This window comes from Niabella aurantiaca DSM 17617 (assembly GCF_000374125.1).
Lineage (GTDB): Bacteria > Bacteroidota > Bacteroidia > Chitinophagales > Chitinophagaceae > Niabella > Niabella aurantiaca.
This window is the reverse complement of record NZ_KB893649.1, coordinates 206127-225152: the sequence shown is the minus strand read 5'-3', so window position 1 is coordinate 225152 and position 19026 is coordinate 206127. Positions and strand designations below refer to the sequence as shown.

Below are 19026 nucleotides of genomic sequence, written 5' to 3'. Positions count from 1 at the left end.
TGAAACCTGAAACAAATTACTCGGGATCCTGGATCCGGTTCAGCTTTACGCTGGTAAGCGGCGCCACGATCAGCGGGAACTTTTCTACGGTCACATTGGAGAGATCCAGCCCGAAACCTTTCTCCTCGGAAAGGCTGATCTGTTTGATGAGGAAATGCAGTTTCATAGTGATCTTTTCCATAAATGGCAGATCATTATCCGGGCTAAGGTATTTTTCCATCACCATAAACTGGAAATCCCCGACCGTGTTGCTGCTGGCCAGGCTTTCGTAGCGGCTGATGATGTTTACCTCGTTGTTGACCACAAGGTCTTCCACGACTTTTTTGAACATGATATTGATCCGGGGTTGTATGCGGAAACCCAGCCGGAAGTCGATACGGATGATGTCGTTGGGAATGATATGCTCTACTTTGTACTCCGCGGTATATGGATCATCCAGGGTATCCACGTGTACAAACCAGTAGATATCGGCCCGCTTGGGCTTTTTATTCAGGATGGAGTAAATGATCTTGTGCTCGATCTCCCGGGGGTTGTCGGCACTGGTAAGATAGATCAGGTGTGTGGCGTATTTTGCAATAGAGCGGTCCGCACTGAGCTCCTGCATTTTCGGAATATAATGTTCCATACGAACAAATTCCACATAACGGTTCTTGATCTTGCGGGCGCGGAACCAGACATACATTACGAGGAACATCAGGCCACCGATCATGACGGTAATATACCCGCCGTGCACAAACTTTGCCAGCAGGGCTATGAGGTATGCGATTTCGATGATGAGATAGCAGGAAATAAATACATATACCCAAAGCGGCTTAACCCGTTTGAGCACAAGGTAATTGGCAAAAAGAATGGTAGTGGTCAGCATCGTTACAATAATGGCCAGCCCGTAAGCAGCCTCCATACGCGAGGATTGCTGAAAATAAAGGACCACCCCTACGCAGCCCACAAACATCAGCGTGTTGATGGCAGGGATAAACAACTGGCCTTTTGCCTCGGATGGGTATCTTATTTTTACCTTGGGCCAGAGGTTCAAACGCATCGCTTCGCTGATAAGGGTATAGGCGCCGGAAACCATCGCCTGGCTGGCAATGATGGCAGCGGTAGTGGCAATGATCACCCCCGGTACGATAAACCATTCGGGCATCAGGTTGAAAAAGGCATTAATGCCCAGTGTTTTTTTAACCGACTCGGTAACGGTAAGCCCGCTATGGTGCGACAGCAAATAAGCCCCCTGCCCAAAATAGTTCAGCAGAAGGCAAAGTTTTACATACATCCAGGAAACGCGGATGTTTTCCCGGCCGCAGTGCCCCAGGTCGCTATAGAGCGCCTCGGCTCCCGTGGTACATAGGAATACTGCCCCCAGCAGCCAGAACCCGTGCGGGTACCGGATCAGGAAGTCAATGGCATAGTGCGGACTGAGCGCCCGGAATATAGAAACGTCGTCAAAAAGATGGATAATACCAAAAATGGCCAGCATGGTGAACCAGAGGAACATTACGGGGCCGAATATTTTACCGATGGAAGCCGTTCCGAATTGCTGCAGGAAGAAGAACGCGCACAGGATACAGAGAACAATAAGAACAACAGTGTTGGTAGACATATGCCGGAGCGAAGGCAGGATGGATAACCCTTCAACGGCGGAGGTTATGGTCATTGGGGGGGTGATGATCCCGTCGGCGATCATTGCCGCGCCGCCGATCATGGCGGGTAGGACCAGCCATTTTCGTCGCCGCCGGACCAGGGCAAACAGGGCGAACGTACCGCCCTCCCCCCGGTTGTCGGCCCTTAAAATGAGCACCACGTATTTGATGGTGGTTTGCAGCGTCAGGGTCCAGATGATGCAGGACAGGGACCCGATTACAAGCAGCTCGTTCACCTCCCGGTTCCCGATGATCGCGTTAAACACATACAGCGGGGAAGTGCCAATGTCCCCATAAATAATTCCCAACGCAACCAGCAGGCCGGCGGCCGTCATTTTGTTTGTCGAAGCTTTCACTTGGTATGAGTCCTTTTATTCTGCAATTAAGCAGCAAAGTTTAAACAAAGATTAATAAAGAAAAAACTTATTTTATTACCGCCTTTCACTATATTTTTCCCCTGGTAACAGGCTTTGTTAAAAGCTGACAGGGTATGAAAAGAAAGCTGTAACTTTATGATCGAATATTTAAAAGAGTTATGAAAAAGTTGATTTTTAGTCTGTTACTACTTAGTTTCAGCCTTATTAACGTTGCAAACGCACAAAGTATTGTGTACGCCGATGTAAATAAGGCCGACGTGCAACGGATGAATTTTGAAATCATAGGGAAACTGGCCAATAACTATCTTATCTATAAAGAGGTAAAGGGAAATCACCAGATCAATGTTTTTAATGAGAACATGCAATTGCTGGAATCGGTTCCGGTTACCATGCTTCCCAAAAAGGGAGACCTGCTGGATCTGACCTTTTATCCGTTCCATAACTACGCCTTCCTGCTTTACCAGTTTCAAAAGGGAAACACGGTCTTCTGTAATGCAGTGAGGATCGAGGCCAACGGAAAGATCCTCGGCGAGCCGGTGACGCTGGACACAACGATCATAGCCTATAAGGCAGACCGGAAGATCAACAGCTCGGTAAAAAGCAGTGATGGCAACAAGATCCTGTTGTTCAAGATCAATAAAAAAGATCCGGCCCATCATGTTTTTAAAACCCGGCTATACGACGGCGAGCTCAACCTGATCAAAGAAAGCCGTTATACCGTTTCCATGGATAAAGGAGGCCATTTCCTCAATGGGTACAGCCTGGCCAACAACGGGGATTTTGCATTTATAAAATACAACCGTCTCAATAGCGGAAACATACAGGATGCCTCACTTATTGTAAAACCCGAGAACAGCGATATCTATAAAGAATATCCGCTCTCCGTAAGCGATCTGTTCCTGGATGATATCAAGCTCAAAGTGGATGAAGAAAATAACCGCTATTTGATGAGCTCCTTTTATGCCAAACAAAAAAGAGGGAATATTGCCGGTATTTACAATTATGCGCTGAGCCTGGACGAAAAGGAGAAATTATTTGAAACCATTACTCCCTTTAATGATGACCTGAGAAAAAAAGTAGGTGGTAAAAGAGGAAGCAAAACAGCATTTAACGACCTGTTCATAAACAGCATCATCATTCACCAGAACGGCGGCTTCTCCATAGGTGCGGAAGCACTTTATACCACCAATGCCGGCGGAATGTGGGACCGGTGGAATTATTGGGGCGGCCCTTATGGTTTTTATAGCCCCTATGGCTTTTACGGAGGCTGGGGGGGATGGGGTCCCTGGGGCGGGGGATACTGGTCGCCCTACTATTATTATTCCCCGTTCTTTTACAGGAGCTACTGGTGGGGAACCGGATATGGGTACGGATCCGAGCAATACCATGCCGGCAATATCGGTGTGTTCTCATTTGACAGGGAAGGGAACCGGACTACGGAAAACATCATTTTTAAGCATCAATCGGAAGACCGGACGGATGGTACCATTTCCTATCAGGTATTGCTGAACGGCAGCGAGATGCATTTTGTGCTGAACCACTCCGGCAAGATCTCCGACCTCGATGATGTGATCATTACCGAAGACGGGCAGATGACCGAGACGGAGCCAATAGAAGCGAAGGATAAGTATGTAGATTTTATGCCCCGGTATGGAAAGCAAGTGGGCCCCGGCAGCATGATCATTCCCTATTTATATAAAAAGAACATCTCTTTTGCGAAGGTTAACTTCTAAGCCGGCTACATAAACGGACCGGAACTTGTTTCAAATATGACTGACTGTTGTGATTGGAGTTTTTAAACAAAAGAACCCGGGAAATCTTATTATGATTTTCATGCTGGGGCTGTTGCTGAAATTGCCCTGGCTGCTGCTGCCCGCTGCGCAAAGCAACAGGCATTTGGTGGCCCGCCCACAGGATGGGTTTCTTTACGACCGGTTGCTCCGGTTCCTGGAGCCTGTAACATCGGTGTTCCCTTCTTTTTTTGCCATTGCTGCCTTTCTTCTTTTGTTCTGGCAGGCGTACCTCCTTACCAATTTTATCAACAACCAGCGACTGGTGAACCGGGCGAATTATCTGCCGGGCATGGCGTTAATGCTGGTCTCCTCTTTTATTCCTGAGTTTAATTATCTATCGGCTCCGCTGATTGTTTCCTTCCTGTTCCTGCTGGCATTTATCTTTATTTTCAGGGCACATAGTCATCCCGACGCCAGGGCCCTTATCTTTAATTGCGGCCTGGTGCTGGGTGGCGCTACCATGTTTTTTCAACCCGCGGTATTTTTTCTTGTTTGGGGCTTCCTGGCATTGGCCATGCTGAGGCCGTTCCGGGTGAACGAATGGTTATTGCTGGTGTTTGGATTTCTGACGCCCTATTATTTTTACCTGATTTATCTGTTTTTAACGGATCAATGGGCAACCGTATATACCCTCCTGGAGCCATTTTCTGTAGGGATCAGCCTGAAAAAGCAGCAGCTTTGGTTCGCCGGAGCCCTGTTCCTCACGATCCTGCCATTGCTGGCGGGCATTTATTCGATCAATGCACTTTCTTCAAAAATGCTGATCCAGGTGCGTAAGGGGTGGATATTGTTCCTGCTTTATTTTGTGGTATCAGTAGCGATCGCGTTTGTGAATCCGGGCCCGGCTTTTACAAATTGGGTGCTGATCCTGGCTCCTTGCGCAGCAGTGCATGGTTTTGGTTATCAGAACAGTGAAGTGCGGCTTTACCCGCTGATCGCTTTTTGGTTAACAGTGGGGTATATCATAATGATCGAAATTGCGGGGTACCGGTAAACGGGAGGGGTGAGGTTTTTTGTTTGGGGTTTGACATTTTCAGGTTTGATGTTCCGGTAACGGATGTCCGGCCCCAGAACGCTGATAGCCGGGCCCTGCTCTCAGATCTCAGCGCTCAAATCTGGATTCTCGTCCTCAAAATCCCCCGGCTTTGGTTATCTTTGCACCTTGGTTGAACCATAAATCAATAATACGCATGAAATTTGGAGTAGTTGTATTCCCCGGATCCAATTGCGACCGGGATATGTTGGACGCTTTACAATATGATCTGAACCAGGAAGTAGTTCCGCTTTGGCACAAAAGTGAAGATATCAGTGCATTTACCACGGAGGACTGCATCGTTTTACCAGGCGGTTTTTCTTATGGTGATTATCTGCGGTGCGGCGCTATTGCCCGCTTCAGCCCCATTATGAAACAGGTGATTGCATTTGCAAACGACGGAGGAAAAGTATATGGGGTATGCAACGGGTTTCAGATCCTCTGCGAATCGGGCCTGCTGCCGGGCGCGCTGTTGCGTAATGAACGCCAGCAATACATTTGCAAGAATATTTTTATAAAGGCCGAGGGTTCTTATAAAGAGCAGCTGAAGGAAGACGCCGGTCGGTTCCAGGGAGTGTATAAAATACCCGTTGCTCATGGGGAAGGACGGTTTTATGCAGACCCTGCAACCCTGGAAGCATTAAAGGCCAACGGACAGATCCTTTTCCGGTACTGCGATGCCACAGGGAAGGAAACACCTGAAAGCAATCCCAACGGAGCCATTGACAATATTGCCGGTATCAGCAATGCGCAAAGGAATGTGTTTGGCATGATGCCGCACCCCGAGCGGGCCTGCAGTGCCGTTTTGGGCAACGAAGATGGTAAGAAGATCCTTACCTCCCTTTTAATGGCCAGACAACTGGTCTCTTAATTTTAACGTCATTCGTTAAACAATTCATTTTATGTTTTTGTAAAGGAATCAGGTGATACCTTTGCATTTGTAAAATTAAAATCGACAGCAATGAAACGTATTCTATTGGGATTATTGACCGTACTGGCGTTTGGCAGTGTGAAAGCGCAGGCTGATCCTGCAAGCTGGAAGTTCTCCGCAAAAAAAATAAGCGCAAAAGTATATGAAGTGAAGATGGTGGCTACCCTGAAAAGCGGCTGGCATCTTTATTCCCAAACCCAGCCTAAGGGTGCTATTGCCTATCCTACAAAGGTAGACTTTACCAACAACCCGCTGATCGTAAGGGCCGGCAATGTAAAGGAACTGGGAAAAATGGAAAAATTTCATGACGCCACCACCAATTCCACCGCCCATCAATATGCGAACACCGTTACTTTTGTTCAGAAGGTAACGTTGAAGGCTCCGGCAAAAACCTCCCTGTCGGGAACCGTGGAATACCAGACCTGCGACGATAAACAATGCCTGCCTCCAAAAAAAGTGCCTTTTAATGTGCCTTTGGGATAAGCAGGGATCAACAGATAGGAACAAGCCATCTTTAACAGGATGGCTTTTTTATTTGGGGACCATTCTGTATAACGCTATAAAGACCGTAAAAAAGATGTGGTCCTATCTTGTTGAGGGAGCATACTATCATGGTTGCTGAAACGCAAATTGATCTCGAAAGAACGCAGGGAAAATAAATTGTAAAACCCTTGCGATCCTTGCGGGGAAATGAACCGCGAAGCGCGCGGGGAGCAGGGAAGGAACGTCTGCTAACCCATTCTCCTGTTAACCGCTAACCCGTCGCTGCAAGGTTTTTGCCAGAAATTTTCTTGAAAAAGCATACAGCTATGAGGCGCTACCCACGCATGGCCTCCGCCAGATGGGACACGTGGCCGCTTAGGAGTCCGGCTCCTGGCCCCAGCGGTAGGAGGCAATGTCAAAACCCGCCAGATCCAGCACCCGGTCCACCACCGTATCGGCAACGGCTTCAATTGTTTGAGGCTTGCTGTAATAAGAAGGGGTAGCGGGGCAAATGATGCCGCCTGCCAGGGTGAGCGCCTCCATATTCTTTATATGCACCAAGCTGTAAGGCGTTTCGCGGACAACGCAGATCAATTTGCGCCGTTCCTTTAAGACCACATCTGCCGCACGTGTGATCAGGTCGTTGGAAATGCCCGCAGCAATGCGGCCCAGCACTCCCATGGAGCAAGGAATGATGATCATGGTGTCAAAACGGCCACTGCCGGAAGCAAAAGGGGCATTGAAATCGGTAGTGGAATAGTAGGAAAAAGCAGGTTCCGGCTTAAAGGTTGTGCCCGTTTCTACCTGCCATACTTCTTTTGCATTGTTGGTTACCACCACGCCAATTGCACTCCACTGGTTCTGTATTTGTAAAAGCTTTGATAGCAGCCGCGCAGGGTAAATAGAGCCGCTTGCACCGGTAATGGCCACTACAACTTTTTTTTGCATTGATTTTTAGATTATTAGGGGTTTGGCAGGAAATAAATTGATAATAAAATGTGAAAATTTCCCTTACTTCAAAATATTACTTTTGAAATATAGGAAATAGTTTATAAATTTGAAATTGAATTTTCATAGGATAAGGTTTAATGGTTAATGGTTTTTGATGAAGGTCCCCAACGTGTAACAATGTTGGGGATTTTTTTTATTCAATCGGGAATAAGACGATGATGGCAGTTTTACGGTTGCCTGGTTTTCAATATTTTTTAATCAATTTGTAACGACCGTTTGTTCATTGCTGTTGCCTGACCATCATCCGGTCTGCCGCAATGGCCGGGGTCAGATCCCTTCAATTTTCACCGCGGTACCACTGGCAGTAACCATCAGCATGCTTTGCCCGATGGTCTCATAGTCCAGGTCCACACCAATCACTCCGTTTGCTCCCAGTTGGACCGCGTATTCCTGCATTTCCCGGATGGCTGTGTCTTTTGCTTCACGCAGCACTTCTTCATAGGAGCCGGAACGGCCACCAACGATGTCTCGGATCCCTGCAAAAAAGTCCCGGACAATATTGGCGCCGATAACGGTTTCCCCTGATACAATGCCACAATATTCTACAATCTCCGCATTTTTTAAGCTAAGGGTCGCGGTGGTGGAAAGTATAAATTTCTTGTTCATAACAGATTTGATATTTTTGTAAACCTACAAAATTTTATGCATCATGCGGAGACTCCCTCTATACATCGTCCTGCTTTCCGGATTGGCATATGCCTGCCACAACCCGGATCATTCCCGGCCATTGCAACAGGATCGCGACAGCAACCTGAGCGGGCACGGGCAGAGCCCGTTACCTCATAACGGCAACATAGCCGATCCCATACCGGCGCCTGCGGACCAGAAGGATTCTGTAATTGCGCTGACGGTTAAAAGAAATACAGACACCCTTTCCACAGAGATCCGGAAGGACTACCAGCAGGTGCATATTCAAATACCCGTGACCAACACCCGGCATTTGACGGCGCAACTAAAGCCGGAAGGCCGGGAACGCAATATACGGATCAGTCAGATCGAGATGCCGGACGGCAAGACCGACGGGCCGTTTGGCGCCGCCATGGAGTATAAAACAAACAGGAAGGGAACTTATACCCTGATCGTTGCCCGGAACAATATGGCCGAAGGAGAGGTAAGAGGCCCGGTACAGATCGTTGTTGTTTTGGATTAAGGATCTGTAGAAAAGCACTGCCTGTTCTGCCCGGCTGCCCCGGATCTTCTGTTTTTGAAACACCGGATCCGCCACATGGAGAACCGGTACACTGCTACCGATGCGTTAACGGTTCATTGAACCTGCCTGCCGAATAAAGAACAGTGTTCATCGAATTTCAAATCGTTACATTTTTCGCAAACCTAATTTTGAAACGCTGTTGACGCCGGACGGGATTTTTTATACCGGCTAACTGTTAAAATCTGCCATCAGGAATGTTGAAAGACCAACACTTGTAAACATTACTGCATTTACAAAGCAATGGTCATTTTGAAGCGGAAGCATTCAACGATGGTAAAGACTTCGTAGAACAGCGGGGCAAAGCGCGGAGCTCCGTTCCGACAATTTTCCAGGTATGTTTTTAACCGGGGCTGATGTTACCCGCCTGCTCATCTGGCCGGTCAGCTGCCCCTGCCGGGAACAGGAGGATACTGATGGAGGGGCATCAGGTCTGACCGGTACTGGAAGCTGATTCAAAAGAAAGAAGCAATGCTCCTCCTGTAGCCGATACCGGGTAACTGAAAAGAACACAGAAGATAGTTTTATAATGCAAGATCAGGCCTCCGGTAATTCTTTACACGGGGGCCTTGCTATGAGGGTGCCGGGCGATGGGGAAGTGGTCTCTGCCGAACCATACACAGGGTTCATCGAATTTCGAATAACGGCACATTTATATATGATTAACTTTGGGTGTGAAAGGATACCAAACAGCAACTTGCAAGTAAAACAACTGTTTCGTAAGCGGTACCGGCAGAAAATAAAAACGCCTGTGCCCGCTGGATACATGAAGTGCTGATCCCGGAACCGCAGGCTATTTTTAGATTGTTTATGAAAACGGATGCCTGTGCAGGAACCGGTTCGTTATGGCGCAGAAATATTTCCCCTTTTTCAGGAACGCTGAAGGTGTTCGGTTGTATACGACCCTGATGTGTTTTTAGGCCTCTGGCCTGGTCCGTTATTACCCTATACCCTCGTAAGCCAATAGATTACATCCGTTGCGGATGTTGCGCTATGCTATGAAACCCGACCATACAGGCTACCGGCTATTGTTGCTGGGTGTGGAACTTTACTACCCGGTTGTACCACCTGCAAACAAGTGCTGTGGCCCGCCACTCAAAACTATTGCGATACCCGTTGTGTATCTGAATTTTTTGAATCCGTATGCCCTCTCCGCCAGCTGTCATTCACTGGTAATTCTTCTATTTTTTAATTCTTAAAACTGCACAAATGAAAACTCGGTTTTTAATTTTAACGACTATTGTTCTTTCCCTCTTATGTACGCATAAAAAAGTATATGCTGCGGCTTGTACATTTACCAGCCCCCTGGTTCAATTACTCAGCACACAAACAGTTACGATTAACAATGTACAATACTGCAAATCGGTCATTGACCTTTCTGTGGATATTGACATCAATTCGGGGAATAAGTGGACGTATATTCATTTATGGAAACTTGCGGACTATCCGAATTTAACTTACCCCAATCCCAGCTCCGCACCTACTGCGAGTGATTTGGCAAATGCGTTGTTTACCATTGCGCTTGACAATACCAATACAGGAAACCCGGTATTGTCTCCGACCTATCCGCCCGATTCCGATCCGAGCATTAAAGTACTGGATGCCGCAGATGGGTTAACATATACAAAAACATTGATCAGCGGAACTGTTTACCGGTTTACATTTAAGAATATCGAGATCCTGATTCCCGGGGCCTGTGACGCCGGCAACCCTCCGGTTTTTAAAGGAGATTCCTGGTCCAGTCAGTCCAATAACGGAAAAACCGTTCAGTGCGCTACTGCTGGTATTACCATTACCGCAAACGATCCTACTGTTACCGGCACCATCGATTGTGGTACCACAAATATTCTGAATTTTGCCGTAGCCGTGAACGGGCTTGGAAGCACTATTTCTTTCCAGTTTGATGTGTACATCGAAACAAACGGCAATACACAGCTTGATCTGGGAACGGATCAGAAGATCTACACAGGCGCGACCACTTATAACGTTACCCAGGGTAGCAATTCTCCCATGAATTTCAGCTCCCTTACAATGCCGGCTATTTACCCCGCACCCTATTCGAACAGCAATCCCTACCATGATAAAGTGCTTTACATAGTGCTGAGGGATATGCAGATCTCTAACGGGGGAGGAGCGCCGACTCCGATAACGACAGCGCTGGTAACACCCATTGTCAATGCCTGCATACCGCTTCCCTCCGCATTTGAAAACATCAGTGTGAGTAAAAAGAGCGGCAAGCTGGTTGTAAACTGGAGAACATTGACCGAGAAGAACAATAAAGAATTTATAGTGGAAGGCTCCGAAGACGGACAGAACTGGACGGTCATTGGCAAGCTGAACTCAAAAGCGGTGAATGGGAATTCGGACCTGCCGATCGATTATAGTTTGGCATTGAATGTACCGGTGTCGCTGGCTGCGATCGGGTTGGGCGGACTGTTCCTCCTCACGCTGGTAAGATCCAGATGGTTGAGAGCACTGGCATTGGTGGTCATTGTAGTAGCTGCCGGGGCCTGCCTTAAAGACGGTAGTACAATGGAGGCAAAAAAGGATTCAATTGCGTACATACGCGTTGCGCAACACACCCAGGATGGTGGGGTGAGTTATTCAAAAGTAATAAAGGTTGTTAATGATTAAGGTGCAGTAAAAACCGGGATGACGACGGGCTGTCTGAAAAGACAGCCCTTTATGAACCGGTGCTGAGCCTCCTGCACGGCCTTGTAAATGAACCTGCGTTTTGTTGGCGGTAGATGTAAGCCTTTAGCCGGCCGCTCATTTAAAGCTGCTTCCCCCAAAGGAAGCGGCTTTTTTGATGGTGTTTCAGGAGTACGGCTCAAAATACCCCACCAGGGGTATTGACAGGGGAGGGCTGATGATGTACTTTTGTCAGCGTCGGTACTCTAAGAAAGCAAGCAACTGGTACTTCCTTTAAACTAACCTTGGCGATCCACTTCGGATCCCGTGCTCCTCTGAAACTCCAATATACTGAACATACCGGAATGATTCCATTTTGTAAGGCAGGTCGTCTTTCAAGTGTGATCTTGTTGTATGGTCATTGATGCAGCCACTCAAACTATTTCTGATGCCCCCTAAGTGTGCCGGAATTTTTTGAATTCAACTTTTGCTTTACCACACCAACTACAGATTTACTTAATTCTTAAAACTGCACAAAATGAAATCATTGTTCTGCAACAGGATGAATATCCGGTTCGTTCTTGTTGGCGCTTTATTAGTATTGCTTTCTACGGTATCTGCACAAACAACTATTTTTTCCACTCCGGGAGGCCATTCCTATACCGTGCCGTCGGGTCAATCCCAACTGGCAATTATCAAAGTATGGGGTGCCGGCGCCGGTGGCAGAACCCGTTCTTCGGGCGGTAATAACGCCGGTGGCGGCGGTGGTGGCGGTGCTTATTCCCAGGTAACCGTTACGCTGGAAGAGGGTACCTATGACGTCTACGTAGGTAATGGTGGCGGCGCGAATACCGGCGGCGATGACTCTTATTTTGAGATAGTGCCAATCCTTTATGCTATTAGAGCCAATGGCGGCAACGCAAGCAGCTTTCTCGATCAGACCCAGGGGGGAAGCGGTGGTAATGCAGCGCCAACGGCCGGCTGGATCTTTTGGGGTGCAACCAGTATTGTAACCAATGGAGGAGGCAACGGAGCTGATGGCGATAACGGTAATGGGGGTTATGGCGGCGGTGGCGGCGGCGCCGCAGGTGTAGGGGGTGATGGCGGCAATGGTCTGAACCAGACCCAAGGCAGTGGGAATGGTGGTGGTAACGGCGGCGACGGCGCTAATAGCACCATCAATGCCGGGCCTGGTATTGCTCCCGGAGGAGGTGGCGGCGGCGGTTTCCGGACGAACTCCGGGAATAGCAGGTCAGGCGGCATTGGCGGTGATGGCAGGGTAGAGATAACCATACTGCAGGTGCTCCCTGTACAGTTTGGGCCCATTACGGCCACCACCGGGGGGGATGACCTGCTGGTGAGTTTTACTACAGAGGACGAGGCCAACAACGATCATTTTAATATACAGGCGTCTGAAGATGGAAAAGATTTCCAAACCATCGCTACCATAAAATCCAAACATGCAGGCGCGGCATTTACAGGTACTACGACTTATTCGGTGCGCATTGATAAAAACGGCAACACGGTATTGCTGGGGCTTTCCGTACTGGCAGCGGCGGCCCTGGGTTTTGGCGGCGCCCGGAGAAACCGTAAAATGTTTATGGCGGCGGTATTGGGCTATGTGCTTATCGGATTTGGCGCGGTTTCCTGCAGCAAGAACAGTGCTGAGATCATTACCGACGAAAGTGACCGGAAAGGCTATATACGTATTGAGCAGGTGGATACGAACGGGCATAGCAACTATTCTAAAATCGTTGCGGTTGTCAGAAATCAATAGGCCTGCCGCTAAAAGAGTGCAGTAAAAACCAGGATGACGAAGGGCTGTCTGAAAGGGCAGCCCTTTTATGAACCGGTGGCTGCCTCCTTTTTTGACCGCGGAGGGTTACAGACCTGTCAGGTTTTTAAAACCTGACAGGTCTGTTTGTTTTCCTGCCTGATGCTCGTTTACGTAACGGTCTTTACATGCAATGCCTGTGCAGGATGATCACCGGGATCTTTAATGCATTCGAAACTACAAATGGACTTGTCCTTTGTGAATACTTTTACCCGCACATAGAAATCATCTAATTTATATAAAGAGTAAGTGAACGTATCGTCATTCTTCTCTTCAATAAGTTCTGCCTTCCAAAGCGCGCTTAGCTGGTCCAGCTCATCACAAGCCAGAAATTGAGTCAATGTCATAAGGGTATGGATCGGAATTGGCTGATAAAAAACGTTTGTGTGCCATAAGCGGACACAGACGATCACCATTTCAGCTGCAAATTTACAGAAGTCAAAAAAGCACACAAATATGCTTTTTTTTCATATAAGCGCCGGTAAAGCGGCCGTGTAATTGTACCGGCCGTAAATACCGGTAAGGGAGATGAACCGCCCTCTTAATCATGCCCATTGTCACTAAAAATAGTGACAAAACAACAGGAAGATATATTATAAATAGAATGTATTTATATGTATCTTTGAACCTGGTTGGTCTGCCAGGACTAACTGCTTTTTTTACGAGATTCGGAAGGCCCCCGTTCAGCGGTCATTTATTCCATATAAATCCTGAGAGTGCAACAATATTTCCGGTATTGGAGTGTATTCAAAAGCATATTGAAACGTTGCCGGCGATCTTTATTACCCGCGTGGTTAAGATGTTCCCGGTCTTTCTGAAAAATCATTCCCGGCCGGCCTTTTATTTTTTAGGAACACCCTGTTTACCGGATCCCGGGCAACCGACGGCGGATCACATGAACAAGGCTAACTGTGTGATTTCCGGTTCCGGCTGTTTTTTCTGCCTTTTGCCTTCGACGGTTTCAACGGGCTTGTCGTTTTCAAAATAATGATTTACCCGGTCTATGGTGATACCGGTGATGCGTTCAGTACCTTCATTGTTCATTTTTTTATGAATGGTAAGCTGGCAGTTGATGGAGGTTCCATTCTTAAACTGTACTTTTCCGGACTGCACCAGTTTTTTGAACTCCCGGGACTGCATGGTAAAAGAGCGTGGGCGCCCCTGGTACATGCCGGTCCATTTGTAATTGCTCTTTTTCAATACCGGAGAAATGATCTCAATATCGATATCGTCGACCTCCTCCGGCTCCAGTACATTTGTGGTGAGCACAAAGGCGCCGAAGTCCTGCCGGGGCACATCCTTTTCCTGCGTTATCCCTGCCTGCTGTACGTCAAGAGCGGCAAAGCGGACCCGGCTGATCCTGGGATAGCGGTTCAGCAATTCAAAGAAGTTTGATCGCCGTTTTTTGATGATATTGCTGGTGTCCAGATGTTCGCAACCGGCCATCATCTGCAATCGTAATTTTTCTACCTGCAGCTGCAGTCTTTTATTGCCGGTGTTGCTGAATTCAGGGGCTTCCAGTAATTGCCCGATCAGGTTCCGCGCTGCGTCGCCCGCGGATGCCGACAGCGGAGCAGTAATAACAGCCACCAGCGCAACAGTGGCAACGGAAACTGCTGCTGTTGCGGCTTTATGTTCTTTTTTCAGCACCACCTTAAAGCATCGTCTGAAGCCTTTTTCTGCAGATGGCGCCGTTTCAATAATTACACGGAGTCTTAAACGGGAAGCCACTTCCCGGATGAGTGCCAACAATTCGTATTCGCATTTGTTCTGGACCAGCGCGTCCATCAAATGGGATTCCTCTTCAAAAAAATATTGCACTTCAATACAGTTGCTGCCTGTATCCAATGTTTCGTTGTTCCTGTTCATTGCTTTCACCAGGCTGCGAAAGTAGCGTTTTTTACCGCTGTGAAAATTTAAAAATTTCGGAGATTTTGTTCCGGCACCCGTTGGCGGTCTGTGCCTGCAGCCCGGCCATTAACTTCAACGGCTGCTGCTTTATTGAACACTACCGGCGGATGCGGTAGATCGTTCCCCTGTCGGTAATGGTATAAAGCATGCCGTTCAGACAGGCCAGGTCCCGGAAGCGCTCCCCTTTGTCCGTAAGCAATCGCTCTTCTCCCGTAACCTTATTGTTCCTGATGATCAGGCGGTCGATATGCTGACCGCTCAGCGCAGCTACAAACAAATTGTTTTTCCATTCCGGTATGGCGTTGCCCCTGTAGAAGCATATCCCGCTGGGGGATATTACCGGGTCCCAGTAATAGACGGGCTGTATCATTCCTTTCTTTTGCTGCAGGGCATCCCCAACTTTTGAGCCATTGTACTCGATGCCATAGGTGATCACGGGCCAGCCATAGTTTTTTCCCGCCCGTACGATATTGATCTCATCACCGCCCCGGGGCCCGAACTCCGCTTCCCAAAGCTCCCCTGTTGCAGGGTGGATATCCAGCCCCTGGGGGTTGCGGTGCCCGTAGCTGTAAATTTCCGGCTGTATGCCTGCTTTGTTAAGAAAGGGATTGCCGGCGGCCGGTTTGCCACTGGTGGTGATCCGGAATATCTTTCCCAAACCTGATTGCAGTTGCTGCGCCTGGGCCCGGCCTTCCAAAATCGATCGTTCACCTACCGCTACCAGCAAATTTCCAGACCGGTCAAAAACGATCCTGGAACCGAAGTGCAGGTTGCTTCTTAAAGCAGGGGTTGCGCGGAAGATCACCGACACATTTTCTACCCGGCCCGCAGCTTCGTTCAGCTTTCCTTTGGCTACAGCGGTCAGGTTTCCCCGGGGCTGTTTTTCTGAATAAGTCCAGTAGATCATCCGGTTCCGGGCATAATGGGGATCGAAGGCAACATCCAGCAGCCCACCCTGGCCAACCAGGTCAACAGCCGGAAACCCCGTAATTTTTTTTACCAGGGCTCCGTTCCGGTCGCGTATTTCCATATACCCGGCTTTTACGGTAACCATTAGCCGGCCGTCCGGCATGGCCACGATAGCAAAGGGCGCGCCTATTTTTTCTGCAATTTTTTCTACGGTATAATTGGCGGCGGTCTTTGCGCCTCTTACCCGTGTTTGTCCGCTAAATGCCGGCCTGTAACTGCTGTTGGGCGCCTTTTTTTCGACAGATGGCAATGTATCTATGCGATCGCGGCCCATTGAATGATTGTTATTGCCGGCCCGGGCAAACGGGCAAATGAGCAGGGCCAGCATTGAGAAAAAGATCCTGGTTCCGGTATGCATAAAATCGTTTTATAAAAGTGGAAACTAAAATTAGGGCGTTTGGGTAAAGAACGGATAGATAGGCGTCATTTTATTTTTGGCAGGGTAAAGACCGGGCACCCCGGCCAATGCTCCGTGTTTTGTTGGCGTCCGGAAACGAAAAGCGGATGGCAATGATCCGGATTGCGGCATATGAAAAATTCCGGGTAACTTTTATATGGAATTCAGGCGGGTATATTGTCTACTTGGACAGCAGGGCTTCTCCCTCCAAGACTGCTTTTTTAGATTTGGGTGTTCCGTTGCTTTGCGCTTCGTGATCCTGCATTTTAAGTGTTCCATTGTATTTGCCTCCCAGTTCTACCTCAAAGGCGCCCACTTCAATATCCCCGTCAATCAGGCCGGTGCTTTTGATGTAGAGGTAGCGGCAGTTCAGGTTCCCGTACAGCTTTCCGTGAACAACAATGATATTGCTCTTTACCGAGCCGGTAACTTCCGACTTTTCGCCCAGGATAATGCCTTCTTTGAGATCGATATTGCCTTCAACTTTTCCATCGATCCTTATGGCCCCCTCACCGGAAATATTTCCGGTTATCAGCATGCCTTCGTCGATCACGGTATTGATGGTGATGTTATCCAAATTCGTTTTTTTGTCTTTGGGGGTATTCTTATTAAACATGGCTTTATAGTTTTGTAAAGCGGGAGGGGTCTGTCCGTACTCCGTTTATCAGTATCTCGTAATGTAAGTGGGGGCCGGTACTTCTTCCGGTGCTGCCCACTTCCCCGATCTTGTCTCCGGAGTTTATTTTTTGATGAGGTTTTACACTGATTTTGGACAGGTGCCCGTAGAGTGTCTGGAACCCGTTTTTGTGTTGTACGATCACACAATTCCCGTAACCACCCTTTACTCCCGCGAACGCAACCACACCGTCGGCAGTTGTTTTTACGGTTTCCCCGATCGTACCCCGGAAGTCGAGGCCGCTATGACTTTCGACCGACCCGCTTCCAAAAGGGTTGTAGCGGTGTCCGAAGCCGGATGTCTGTTCTCCGAAATGTGGTCTTCCGATGGGCGTTTCCCGGATCACATCTGCTGCTTTATGCAGCTCGTTCTCGTAAAAAGAAGCGACCTCGTTTATGTCCGTAATGTCAAATTCTTCCGGCCCGCCTGCGTTTTCCAGGGCAAGTTTGGATAGCCCCCTTTCTCCAAGAAGATGATTGATCTGCTTCATTTGCTGATCGATCGATTTAAACGATGCTTTTACTTTTTCTACATTGATCTCATTCTTGATGCGATTGGCGTGTTCCAGCCGGGTTTTATAGAAAACAGAATAAAAGTTGCTTGTTTTTTTAAAAATGATAAAACAGATGGTAGCGCACAAAAGCAGTATGACCGCAATAAAACCAATCAGATATTTCCGCCATGATAAGAGCAGTGCGGTTGGAACCTGGATCGCTTTTTTTTCTTTGCCAGAATTATTAACAAAGAGAACAGAGGTCTTATGCTTGAGCATGGTTTAATATGTTTCGGCGCCGTAAGATACAGTAAATCCGTCGTATGAGGAAAAAACAATCTATGAGAGGCAAAACATTTTTATTTCTCAGGTGGCAGGTGCAACACACGGCTGACCGCCCGGGCTCTTGTCTTCAGAAAATCTGGAAAATATTATACACCTCTGTGAACGGCGCATTCCGGTTTGCTGTATAAAAGAACCGTTTGTAACGGGAGGAAAGATGCTATGCAGCCATTGGCCACCGTAGATTCCGGATCTTTATTTTTCTTTGGATATCATGGCGGGGATTTTTGTAATTAATTGGTTTGTAATTATTTGTATTGAGTAACCTGTGGCTAACCACCCTGTGGACCTTCAAATATTGGTTTTATTCCGCGTTTTACAGCCCGTAGCTTTGTGTTATCAATTTAAAAATGGTGCAGATACAGGGTCACCAGATTTGAGCTCAGCAACCATGATTCGCTTGTCTCGTTTTTGTTTGCCGCCCGGCGATGTGGACCGATGATAAAAAATATTGTAAAAAGAAAACAAAAGGAGACGTAAAAATGAAAACTTTATTAACCAGGGCTGCCAGTGCAGCATATAAGTTGGGGGTGTTGTTTTCCAATACCATCACAACAACGAACATTTATATTAAATAAAAAGAACAAACCTTAATTAAAAATCATAAAACAAATTACCATGAAATCAAAAGTATTATCAATCGTTATCGCGGCAATTTTTGCCACTACTGTTTCTGCAACTACCGCTATTGCAAATGACAATGTTGACAATCCCGTTGAATTAAAGTACATCAACAATGCTACTACGGAGCTGCCTATTTACCAGCTGCGTTTAAACAATCTGAACAAAGGAACCTATGCCGTTGCCATCAAAGATGAAGCCGGTGAGTTGCTCTACAGAGAAACTGTTTCAGGTTCCAAGATCGTACGTAACTACCAGTTCGATACTCCGTTGCCGGCAAGCGTAAGGCTGACTTTTGAAGTAAGCGACGTTAAGAACAACAACGTTAAAGTATATAATGTAAGCAGAAAAGCGAAGACCGTTGAAGTTGTTGTAGTAGATGAAGTGAAATAACCAGTAAGTAATCGGTATAAGAATGCAGAGGCTGTCCGTAAGGGCAGCCTTTTGTATATGCGGTCCCCGGAAAAAAGGAGGAATGCAAATGGCCATAAAAACCCGTCTGGCCGGTTTTCCCATTATCCTGACCCTGAAAAACAGTTGCAATATGCATTTTTATCAAAAAACCACTAAGACATTAAGCTCCTTGTGTTTCTTAATCTCTTAGAAGCTGTTTAAAAACGATCCGGGAGAATCCGTATAACCATTAAAAGGTACCAGCTTTTTATCGTCTCTACTTA

Annotated in this window: 16 protein-coding genes; 8 read left to right on the top strand and 8 right to left on the bottom strand. The window is 47.5% G+C overall.

Features of this window, described 5'->3' with window-relative positions; all coding sequences use genetic code 11:
- Positions 1 to 16: 16 nt before the first annotated feature.
- Positions 17 to 1996, bottom strand: coding sequence for a KUP/HAK/KT family potassium transporter (locus tag B160_RS0127875; RefSeq protein WP_026310075.1), 1980 nt, complete (start codon positions 1994 to 1996; stop codon positions 17 to 19).
- Positions 1997 to 2175: 179 nt separating this feature from the next.
- Here B160_RS0127875 and B160_RS0127870 point away from each other — a divergent pair, with 179 nt between their 5' ends.
- From B160_RS0127870 to B160_RS0127855, 4 genes are all read left to right on the top strand, one after another.
- A complete protein-coding gene (locus B160_RS0127870; RefSeq protein WP_018631266.1) occupies positions 2176 to 3750 on the top strand; it encodes a hypothetical protein in 1575 nt (524 codons plus the stop codon).
- Positions 3751 to 3841: 91 nt separating this feature from the next.
- The gene (locus tag B160_RS0127865; RefSeq protein WP_245562294.1) at positions 3842 to 4804 is read left to right on the top strand and encodes a hypothetical protein; all 963 of its coding nucleotides are present in this window, start codon (positions 3842 to 3844) and stop codon (positions 4802 to 4804) included.
- A 196-nt stretch (positions 4805 to 5000) separates the two neighbouring features.
- Entirely contained in the window at positions 5001 to 5714 is a 714-nt protein-coding gene (gene purQ / locus B160_RS0127860; protein ID WP_018631264.1) for a phosphoribosylformylglycinamidine synthase subunit PurQ, read from the top strand.
- 90 nt (positions 5715 to 5804) lie between these two features.
- Positions 5805 to 6257 carry a protein-disulfide reductase DsbD domain-containing protein gene (locus tag B160_RS0127855; protein ID WP_083927767.1) on the top strand — a complete coding sequence of 151 codons (453 nt, stop codon included), beginning with the start codon at positions 5805 to 5807 and terminating at the stop codon, positions 6255 to 6257.
- Between the two features lie 375 nt (positions 6258 to 6632).
- On the opposite strand, the gene B160_RS0127850 is transcribed toward B160_RS0127855, so the two are convergent.
- Positions 6633 to 7205 carry a UbiX family flavin prenyltransferase gene (locus tag B160_RS0127850; protein ID WP_018631262.1) on the bottom strand — a complete coding sequence of 191 codons (573 nt, stop codon included), beginning with the start codon at positions 7203 to 7205 and terminating at the stop codon, positions 6633 to 6635.
- 330 nt (positions 7206 to 7535) lie between these two features.
- Complete coding sequence (locus B160_RS0127845; protein ID WP_018631261.1) at positions 7536 to 7874, bottom strand: YbjQ family protein; 339 nt, start codon at positions 7872 to 7874, stop codon at positions 7536 to 7538.
- A 43-nt stretch (positions 7875 to 7917) separates the two neighbouring features.
- Here B160_RS0127845 and B160_RS0127840 point away from each other — a divergent pair, with 43 nt between their 5' ends.
- The 3 genes from B160_RS0127840 to B160_RS30965 all read left to right on the top strand — a co-directional run bounded on the left by B160_RS0127840 (position 7918) and on the right by B160_RS30965 (position 12883).
- Positions 7918 to 8418, top strand: a complete 501-nt coding sequence (locus tag B160_RS0127840; RefSeq protein WP_018631260.1) for a hypothetical protein — start codon at positions 7918 to 7920, stop codon at positions 8416 to 8418.
- Positions 8419 to 9684: 1266 nt separating this feature from the next.
- Positions 9685 to 11109 (top strand): hypothetical protein, encoded by a 1425-nt coding sequence (locus B160_RS30970; RefSeq protein ID WP_018631257.1) that lies wholly within the window; start codon positions 9685 to 9687, stop codon positions 11107 to 11109.
- 535 nt (positions 11110 to 11644) lie between these two features.
- The gene (locus tag B160_RS30965; protein WP_026310074.1) at positions 11645 to 12883 is read left to right on the top strand and encodes a glycine-rich domain-containing protein; all 1239 of its coding nucleotides are present in this window, start codon (positions 11645 to 11647) and stop codon (positions 12881 to 12883) included.
- A gap of 167 nt (positions 12884 to 13050) precedes the next feature.
- On the opposite strand, the gene B160_RS0127805 is transcribed toward B160_RS30965, so the two are convergent.
- The 5 genes from B160_RS0127805 to B160_RS30960 form a co-directional block, all read right to left on the bottom strand.
- Positions 13051 to 13287, bottom strand: a complete 237-nt coding sequence (locus tag B160_RS0127805; protein WP_157558265.1) for a hypothetical protein — start codon at positions 13285 to 13287, stop codon at positions 13051 to 13053.
- Positions 13288 to 13831: 544 nt separating this feature from the next.
- A complete protein-coding gene (locus B160_RS0127800; protein ID WP_018631253.1) occupies positions 13832 to 14809 on the bottom strand; it encodes a hypothetical protein in 978 nt (325 codons plus the stop codon).
- A 139-nt stretch (positions 14810 to 14948) separates the two neighbouring features.
- Positions 14949 to 16178, bottom strand: a complete 1230-nt coding sequence (locus B160_RS0127790) for a PQQ-dependent sugar dehydrogenase (protein ID WP_018631252.1) — start codon at positions 16176 to 16178, stop codon at positions 14949 to 14951.
- Between the two features lie 220 nt (positions 16179 to 16398).
- Positions 16399 to 16833, bottom strand: a complete 435-nt coding sequence (locus B160_RS0127785) for a bactofilin family protein (RefSeq protein WP_018631251.1) — start codon at positions 16831 to 16833, stop codon at positions 16399 to 16401.
- Between the two features lie 4 nt (positions 16834 to 16837).
- Positions 16838 to 17665, bottom strand: a complete 828-nt coding sequence (locus tag B160_RS30960) for a M23 family metallopeptidase (protein WP_018631250.1) — start codon at positions 17663 to 17665, stop codon at positions 16838 to 16840.
- Positions 17666 to 18346: 681 nt separating this feature from the next.
- Here B160_RS30960 and B160_RS0127770 point away from each other — a divergent pair.
- On the top strand, positions 18347 to 18742 hold the full coding sequence (locus B160_RS0127770; RefSeq protein ID WP_018631248.1) for a hypothetical protein: 396 nt from the start codon (positions 18347 to 18349) through the stop codon (positions 18740 to 18742).
- Positions 18743 to 19026: the final 284 nt, after the last annotated feature.